Here is a 7,608-nt window from a genome sequence, read left to right on the forward strand (position 1 = left end):
TCCAAGCCGATATCATGAGGCCTGGAAGGCAAATAAATTAGGGGTAGTGGAGATTACCCTTTAAAAAAGGTTGAATACGAAAAATGAGAAACTGCGAGAAAGCAAGTATTCAGCAGATAGACTCCATAATTAAGGGGCCGAACCGAAAAGCGTGCACTTAACTACATAATTTCCAGCTATTTCTGATTTTCACTCGAAAATCATGAAAATAGCTGTAGTTTTTCCAGTTAGTCGCGGCTAGTCGGTCGTGAAAAGGCTCCCGCGTTACTTCCGATCCGCCGGATACACCAGCCCGATCTGTCTCCGCGCCTCATCCATAATAGCCATCGCCGCGCTGGAATTCGCATGTGAGTTCGTCGGAGACTCCAGGTCGCCCGCCTTAATCAGCCGGCTAAACTCCTCCGCCTCGTAGCGCATCGTTCTTGCGCTTTGCTCCCGCGTCAGATCCTCTACGGAGCCATCGCGGTAACGAATTTGCACTTTCTCAGGCTGGTTAATCTTATCGATGACCATGGTCGCAAGTTCGCCTTGAATTTCGGTCGGCAGGTAGGAACTAGCGATTTTGGAATGCTGAATCACAGCATCCATCTCTTTGTAGCTTAGTAACAAGCTACCTTCGCCATCAACGCCTGATTCCAGCATCACCGCACTCGCTTGTACCCGCTCAGGCGCACCGAACAACACAACCAATGGATAAATACAATACACACCTAAATCCATCATCGAACCATTTGAAAACACCGGATTAAACGCATTCAACACAGTACCTTGCTTATAAGCATCATATCTGGACGAGTATTGACCATAGCTCGCAACATAACGACGCACTTTGCCAAGCTTATGTAAATTGTCTTGTACCGCTTTGAAGTTAGGCATGAGCGTTGACTTCAACGCCTCCATGAACACAACCTGATGGCTGCGCGCTGTGTCAATCATAGCAGCAAGCTCGGCTGTATTAGAAGCCGCAGGCTTTTCGCAGATCACATGTTTCCCATGCTTCATGCAATGAACAGCATACTCCGCATGCAAGGAGTTCGGACTTGCAATATAAACAGCATCAAACGCATCACTTTGTGCAAATGCTGTTAAGTCTGTAAATTGATGTTCAACATCAAATTTCCCTGCGAATTCCGCAGCCTTTTCCGCCGTGCGTGAGTATACAGCAGTCAACTCGAACTCTCCTGTTTCGAGCGCCGCATGAATGAATTCCTCTGTGATCCAGTTCGTACCAATGACTGCAAATCGTATCATTTTCCCCATGACTCCTTCATCCTAGCTATATTCTTTGACTTCTACCCTACCAAATTCACCCTCCAAATTCAATCTCATCGCCCCTCTGATTTCCGCACAATCATTGAAATTTCCCGTAATGCTTGATCTTTACTTTCGTTTGACAATGAATCTCTATATCGGGGTACACCTCACGCCAGTTCATAGCTTTCCATTCCTTATAAGGAACAATTCGCTTAATCTCGTTTCCCAGTCCGAGGCTGTCCACATTATGCTTCTGCATAGCATTCAACATAGTTTCCATGTGCGAGGTAATTTTTTCTCCTATTTTGTCCTCAAGTGCATGCCGATCTTCTTCCTTGCTAATTTTCAAACTTCCCATGTACTCCAAAATAACACCGCTTACTGAAATCTCGAAATCCACTTTGAACGAGCTTCCGTCCGTCCGTGCCGCGTGAACCTGCCGTTTGCTAACCAACGAATCGAACAACACAAACTCTTTCTTATCTCCCTCTTCACTTAGACGCATGGGTAAGGAACCTAACTTGAAATTTTTGCTTAACATGGCGAAAAAATTCGATTCCTTGTCTGCTATTTTCATCACGTAGCGATCATCTTGAAACAAGGCAATGCCATTTACCTTCACATGGTCGCCAATATCTTTAATAGTGGGAGCAATAGGATCAATACCATCATCGTAATAATCTCTGGTGAACTCATATAAGGTAACCTTTGGAATGCTCTGAAACCTCGTTTCGGATTCCATCATCCGATCAATATACTGCGCTGTTCGCAAGTAATTGCTGTAGTTTTTGATTAATAAGTCATGGGCATCTCCATCTACAACGGTCACTTTGACACGCGGTGAAACAGAAGGATCCCTCACAAGCGTATCGATGTCATCCCAAAATCCCCGACGAGCCAGCGTCGTCCCGAACAAAATATTACGCATCTGGCCGCTGACCAGAATCAATTGAGTTTGCCTAGAGAGATCAACTTTTGCACTTTTGCTACTATCGGAAATGGTCGTCAAGACTTCTCTTGGCTTCCGGCCTTCATCCACAGCTAGAGGAATACTATTGGTCACCTTGAGCATCCCCCCAGGCATTAAATCAAATGCTGTCGTATGTGTCAGTCCAATCTTCTCTAAGATCCGCTGGTCATTCCCGCAGCCTGTGATCGTCATCAGCAACATACAAGTAATCAGCCATTGAAACCGCGTCTTATACAAGCTGTTTTCGCCACCTTTGAATAGAAAGAATACCAATTAAACAGATCGGTAGGACAAAGCAATAAGCAATATTCAAATACGTACAAATAGTCAACCATTTACCCACTTCATCCAACACACTTGGCATTAACGAAATGAGAAAAGTGATTACCATCATAAATAACGTGATCCGCTTAAGCTTAAAATTTTTGAAAATTCGCTGCATACATAAACTCGCCGCCCAATGATACATGACAATCGTAATGAGAACCCGAAAAACAAGAAAACTAAAGAGGATATTCTCAGCTCGCTCGATAAAAGGAAATTTAATATACGCAAGTAAGTCGAGAAAAGGAAACATAATTAATTTCAACTGCTGCAAGCTATAGAAACCGAAGCAAATTAGGCACACACTCACATAAATAAGAAAGCTAAACGCACTAGATAGCTGTACACCTGTAATAAATCGCGTTTTCTGCTGAACATAGGGGAACAACAACATGCAGAGCTCATACCCCAAGAAAGAACCATATAGATTAAAAAAACCTGTCCAGTGCTCTTTCCCCTCTTGAAATATATAGTGCGTATATCGCGATAATTGCAAATCATTATAAAATGGAATTTCCAAAGGCATCATCCACAATACCAAAAAGAAAAATACGGTACTTGCCTTCACAATCGTATACACGCCTTTAATGAGCAGTAAATACGCAAGCAGGCTGATAATGAACATGAAAGACATCGGGTTTGCAGTTGGAAATGCAGTAACTTGGAAAATCAGAACATACTCCTTTGCAACCAGACTAGCCGTAAGTGACCAAGTTAGGCCAACAATGATATATAACGGAAAAACGATCCACTTAGGCAAGTAACTTTCAAAAATAGTAAATATATCTGCACCGTTTCCCATTTTCCAAACGACCCGTATTAGGTAAATATTAAACGCAGCGATAGCAGCGATGACAACTAGCATGAGCCAACCGTTATAGCCAAAATATTCTGCTGCAATACGTGGTAAAGCAAAAATCCCCACACCAACTTGTATCATATGAATCAAAATGAAGATATGGAAACCGTTCAACTTCTCATTCACGCACGGATCATCCTTATTTTCTCATTTTATTCTTCTGCGAATTGGTTGTCTTTACTTGACTCGGGCGCGCTGTCAACATAGAGAAAGGTCCCCGAATAAAAACATCTTTCCAATCAACCCATTTTGTAGGAGCAAATGGAGATAAATAGGAAGTCCCCAAGCTGGTTAATCCACATAAATGGATGACAATATAACCAATGCCCGCCATCAGACCGAAATCCCCCCATATGCCCGCTAACAATATTAAACCAAAGCGGATAAGACGAATCGATGCACTCATCACATAACTTGGAATAACAAAAGACGATATCGCAGATGAAGCGACTGCAATAATAAGAATGTTGCTCGTAAGCCCCGCTTGGACGGCTGCTTGACCAATAACAATACCGCCAACGATGCCAATGGTTTGTCCGATTTTGGTTGGCAACCGAGCCCCCGCTTCTCGCAATAGTTCTATCGTTACTTCCATCAACATCGCTTCAATAACGGGGGGAAAAGGCACCTTACTTCGTGATTCTCTTAACGTCAAAATCAACGCCTCAGGTATCATCTCATAATGATACGTAGTCACGGAGACATAGACAGCTGTAAACGTAATGGTTATCACAAAAGCGATAAACCGAAGCATCCGAGTAGCAGTCCCAATAGACCATCTCTGATAATAGTCATCCGCGGAAGAAAAGAAGTCGAAGAAAGCTGTTGGAGCGCTCACCACGGACGGACTCCCATCTACAATGGCCAGAATCCGACCTCCCACCAATTTGGAAACGGCCGTATCTGGACGCTCCGTCATTAAGAATTGCGGAAATAATGAATTAGGAAAATCATCGATATACTGAGAGAACATGTTGCCATCGTAGACGGCATCAATCTCAATTCCACGAATACGCCGAACAAATTCATTAACCAGATCCATATTCGCAATCCCTTTGATATACAGAACAAATACGACGGTTTTGGTGACTTCACCGACTTCTAGCTTGATCACTTTTAGATGAGAGCTCTTTACCCTTCTTCGCACTAACGAAAGATTCGTACCCGCTGTTTCCGTAAACGCATCATGCGGCCCCGTAATAACGGTCTCGGTCTCGGACTGTTGCACACTCCTAGCTTCAGGGCCATAAACAAAGAACAAATATATCTTCTCGTTATGAAAAATAGCCACTTGCCCAGACAGTATCCCAATGACAATTTCCTTAGGGTCATCCGATTCTTCAAATTGTGACTGCTCCAAAATGTGGCTTAAATCATCCGTTTGCACATTCGATAATGGATCCATGACTTCCCGAGACAATTGAGTGTGATCAATCATATGGGGAATATAAATAATATCAACTTGGACGCTAGGTATGTTTCGATGAAATACATCAATACAATCTTCAAATTGCTCCAGAATATGAGCTAAAGAAACCGACTCATTCGTATTGGCAGGCTCCGTTAACACAGGTATCTCAAATCGTGTAGGCTCTCGATCTACTTGCCGCGAGAAAGAAAACAATAAACGATCCCATATGGCCACGCACGATCCCCTCCTGCTAGAGCTTTCCATTATTCTGAGCAGTTACGCTTAAAATATTCCATTTCGCCCAAAAGTTGCGCTTAGGCGCGTATCTTGACACGAAACCAAATGGTTTCGTATAATGAGACATGTAACCAAACGGTTTCGCGTTGGCGAGTCCGATGTAAAAGTGATTTTGCGGGAAAACTAAGGTAAAGAGTAAATAATAACACTAAACACTGGAGGTTTTTAACAATGGAAAATCAAATGCAATCCCTACCTGATATTAAACAAACACTTGTTTTTAACGCACCTATACAAAAAGTGTGGAACGCTGTATCCACTTCTGAAGGCATCGCGGTTTGGTTCATGCCGAATAATTTCATGCCAGAAATCGGCTATGAATTCCATTTGGAAGCTGGCCCTTTCGGCAAATCCCCTTGTAAGGTTACAGAATTAGATCCCCCCAATCGCCTAAGCTTCTCTTGGGGCAAGGATTGGTTCTTATCTTTTGAATTGACCGAGTTAGATGGCAAAACACAGTTCACCCTCACCCATGGCGGCTGGGATATCGACAAAGTTACCGAATTCGGTCAACCGCATGATACGGTTCGCGATACGATGTCACAAGGCTGGGCAGGCATCGTCCAAAGGCTATCTGCTTACATCGAGGCTTAATATGGCCATTCCCGCGCAAAAGCATGACGTCTTCCAGGCCATAGCCGACCMCACGCGACGACATCTGCTGCAGCTTCTGGGTGATCAGGAAATGCCTGTCACTGTCATCTCAGGCCATTTTCCCATGAGCCGTACAGCGGTATCGAAGCATCTTCGTATTCTCGCCGAGGCCGGCTTAGTAAAAGAACGCAAAGTCGGCCGCGAGACCCGTTACCGATTGGAGGCCGAGCCACTGATGGAGCTCAAACGTTGGCTTTCCTTTTACGAGCGCTATTGGGAAAATAAACTCCATGTGCTCAAACGTTTCGTTGAGCAGGATGATGATGCAGCTGAGCTCACATTCACTCCACTTGAAGTGGTGGATCCAGAGAAATAGATGAATTGCGTGAAGAGTCTTCCGTTTGGGAGGCTCTTTTGCGTTATGTGCCGTTGAGGTGGAGATGGCTAGGGCGGCGGCGACTGACGGGATATGAGAGAGCGGTGGCCACCTACCGTGAAGGGTTGAGATGGGCCGAAAGCGAAGGAATACAGGCAGAGACCGATGGCGAGTTACGGCGATCGATCGAATGGAATGGGCTATTGCGGGCCGCGATGAGCTGCGAGAATGAAATAAATGGAAAAACTCCAGTTAATTATGGCGTTTTCATTTGAAATCGCCAAATAGATGGAAATTATGTAGTTAATTCGAGGGGGATTCGGTTCGGCCCCTTAATTATGGAGTCTATCTGCTGAATACTTGCTTTCTCGCAGTTTCTCATTTTTCGTATTCAACCTTTTTTAAAGGGTAATCTCCACTACCCCTAATTTATTTGCCTTCCAGGCCTCATGATATCGGCTTGGACTCACCAAAGGCATGGCTAAGAAACTGAGGTCCGTTATCCGAACGTAGGACTGGTGCAGCTTCTCCAGGCTTCACGCGAGCCTCTAACGCACGTTTTACAGTCGCGCATACATCCTTCGCATCACAGCTAGACCCTAAGTGATACCCGACAATGCAACGATCAAATACATCAATCATGTCAAAGAGGAAAAAGAAACGATCATAGCCGTGAATATAGCCATACTTGATGTCGATCTGCCAAAGTTGATTCGGACCTGTAACTAAGCGGTTCTTCGCGATACGCCTAGGATGCTTAAACTTCTTGTCTGGTTTTTTCTGGAGCAGACCTAGCTTCTTACAGAGTCTGTAGGACTTCTTGTGGTTGATGACAAGGTTACGTTGCACATAAAGTGCATGGGCTAGATTACGATAGCCGTAACCGTGCTCCTCGCCCTCCACCAGTTCCATTAGCCACTCTTCAATCTGAGTATCGCTGATCTTCTGCCCGTCTGTCGTCAGCGAATATTTGGAAATGGGACGCCCTACTGCAATCCGAACTTCTACGACAGGCTTTGGTTGCTCCGACTGTCGCTTCCTTCTGGTGTAGTACGTTGATTCACGAACACCGATTATTCGCAGCACTGGTGCTGCTGCATAGCCCCGCTTAATCGTTTCATCGGCTATATCAAGCTTGTCTTGTAAGCGGGGTTGCTCTTTTTTAATAGTTCACGTAGCAGTTCAATTTCAAGGTCTTTCTCTCCCAGTAATTTGATGGCAGTATCCATCTTGGTTTCGAGCTCTTGAAGGCGTTTGGAATCGTCTATACGCTCACTCACAGAAGGAATAGATTCCTCACCAAATCTTTCTCTGTAAAACTTCACCCAGTTCGTAATAGTGCTGGGTGACACTGAATATTTACGTGCTAGGAAAGATAACTTAGTTCCGCTAAGAGCCTCTTGGGCTACTTTGATGCGTTGCTCATCATAAAGGATATTGCTTTTCATACATTTCATTCCCCCTCACCGATATTGTACCTTATTGCATATTGATGACTCCAATCCAATTAGGGGGCTTCAGAG

The 7,608-nt window shown here is 44.3% G+C and carries 8 protein-coding genes; 2 read left to right on the forward strand and 6 right to left on the reverse strand.

Annotation, left to right across the window (positions count from 1 at the left end; translation table 11 throughout):
• Positions 1–264: 264 nt before the first annotated feature.
• The 4 genes from AB4114_RS35280 to AB4114_RS35295 form a co-directional block, all read right to left on the reverse strand.
• Positions 265–1,251, reverse strand: coding sequence for a Gfo/Idh/MocA family protein (locus AB4114_RS35280; RefSeq protein ID WP_441992610.1), 987 nt, complete (start codon positions 1,249–1,251; stop codon positions 265–267).
• A gap of 100 nt (positions 1,252–1,351) precedes the next feature.
• The gene (locus tag AB4114_RS35285) at positions 1,352–2,461 is read right to left on the reverse strand and encodes a Ger(x)C family spore germination protein (protein ID WP_441992603.1); all 1,110 of its coding nucleotides are present in this window, start codon (positions 2,459–2,461) and stop codon (positions 1,352–1,354) included.
• A complete protein-coding gene (locus AB4114_RS35290) occupies positions 2,454–3,533 on the reverse strand; it encodes a GerAB/ArcD/ProY family transporter (protein ID WP_441992604.1) in 1,080 nt (359 codons plus the stop codon). Before AB4114_RS35290 ends, AB4114_RS35285 begins: the two co-directional genes overlap by 8 nt.
• A gap of 13 nt (positions 3,534–3,546) precedes the next feature.
• A complete protein-coding gene (locus AB4114_RS35295; protein ID WP_441992605.1) occupies positions 3,547–5,052 on the reverse strand; it encodes a spore germination protein in 1,506 nt (501 codons plus the stop codon).
• A gap of 234 nt (positions 5,053–5,286) precedes the next feature.
• On the opposite strand from AB4114_RS35295, the gene AB4114_RS35300 reads away from it, so the two are divergent.
• Positions 5,287–5,709, forward strand: a complete 423-nt coding sequence (locus AB4114_RS35300; RefSeq protein ID WP_441992606.1) for an SRPBCC family protein — start codon at positions 5,287–5,289, stop codon at positions 5,707–5,709.
• A 1-nt stretch (position 5,710) separates the two neighbouring features.
• The gene (locus tag AB4114_RS35305) at positions 5,711–6,085 is read left to right on the forward strand and encodes an ArsR/SmtB family transcription factor (RefSeq protein WP_441992607.1); all 375 of its coding nucleotides are present in this window, start codon (positions 5,711–5,713) and stop codon (positions 6,083–6,085) included.
• Between the two features lie 447 nt (positions 6,086–6,532).
• On the opposite strand, the gene AB4114_RS35310 is transcribed toward AB4114_RS35305, so the two are convergent.
• Together AB4114_RS35310 and AB4114_RS35315 are read right to left on the reverse strand one after the other, a co-directional pair.
• Positions 6,533–7,171, reverse strand: coding sequence for a transposase (locus AB4114_RS35310; RefSeq protein ID WP_441992608.1), 639 nt, complete (start codon positions 7,169–7,171; stop codon positions 6,533–6,535).
• A 38-nt stretch (positions 7,172–7,209) separates the two neighbouring features.
• Complete coding sequence (locus AB4114_RS35315) at positions 7,210–7,533, reverse strand: transposase (RefSeq protein WP_441992609.1); 324 nt, start codon at positions 7,531–7,533, stop codon at positions 7,210–7,212.
• Between the last annotated feature and the right edge of the window lie 75 nt (positions 7,534–7,608).

Source organism: Paenibacillus sp. 2RAB27, assembly GCF_052115445.1.
GTDB lineage: Bacteria > Bacillota > Bacilli > Paenibacillales > NBRC-103111 > Paenibacillus_E.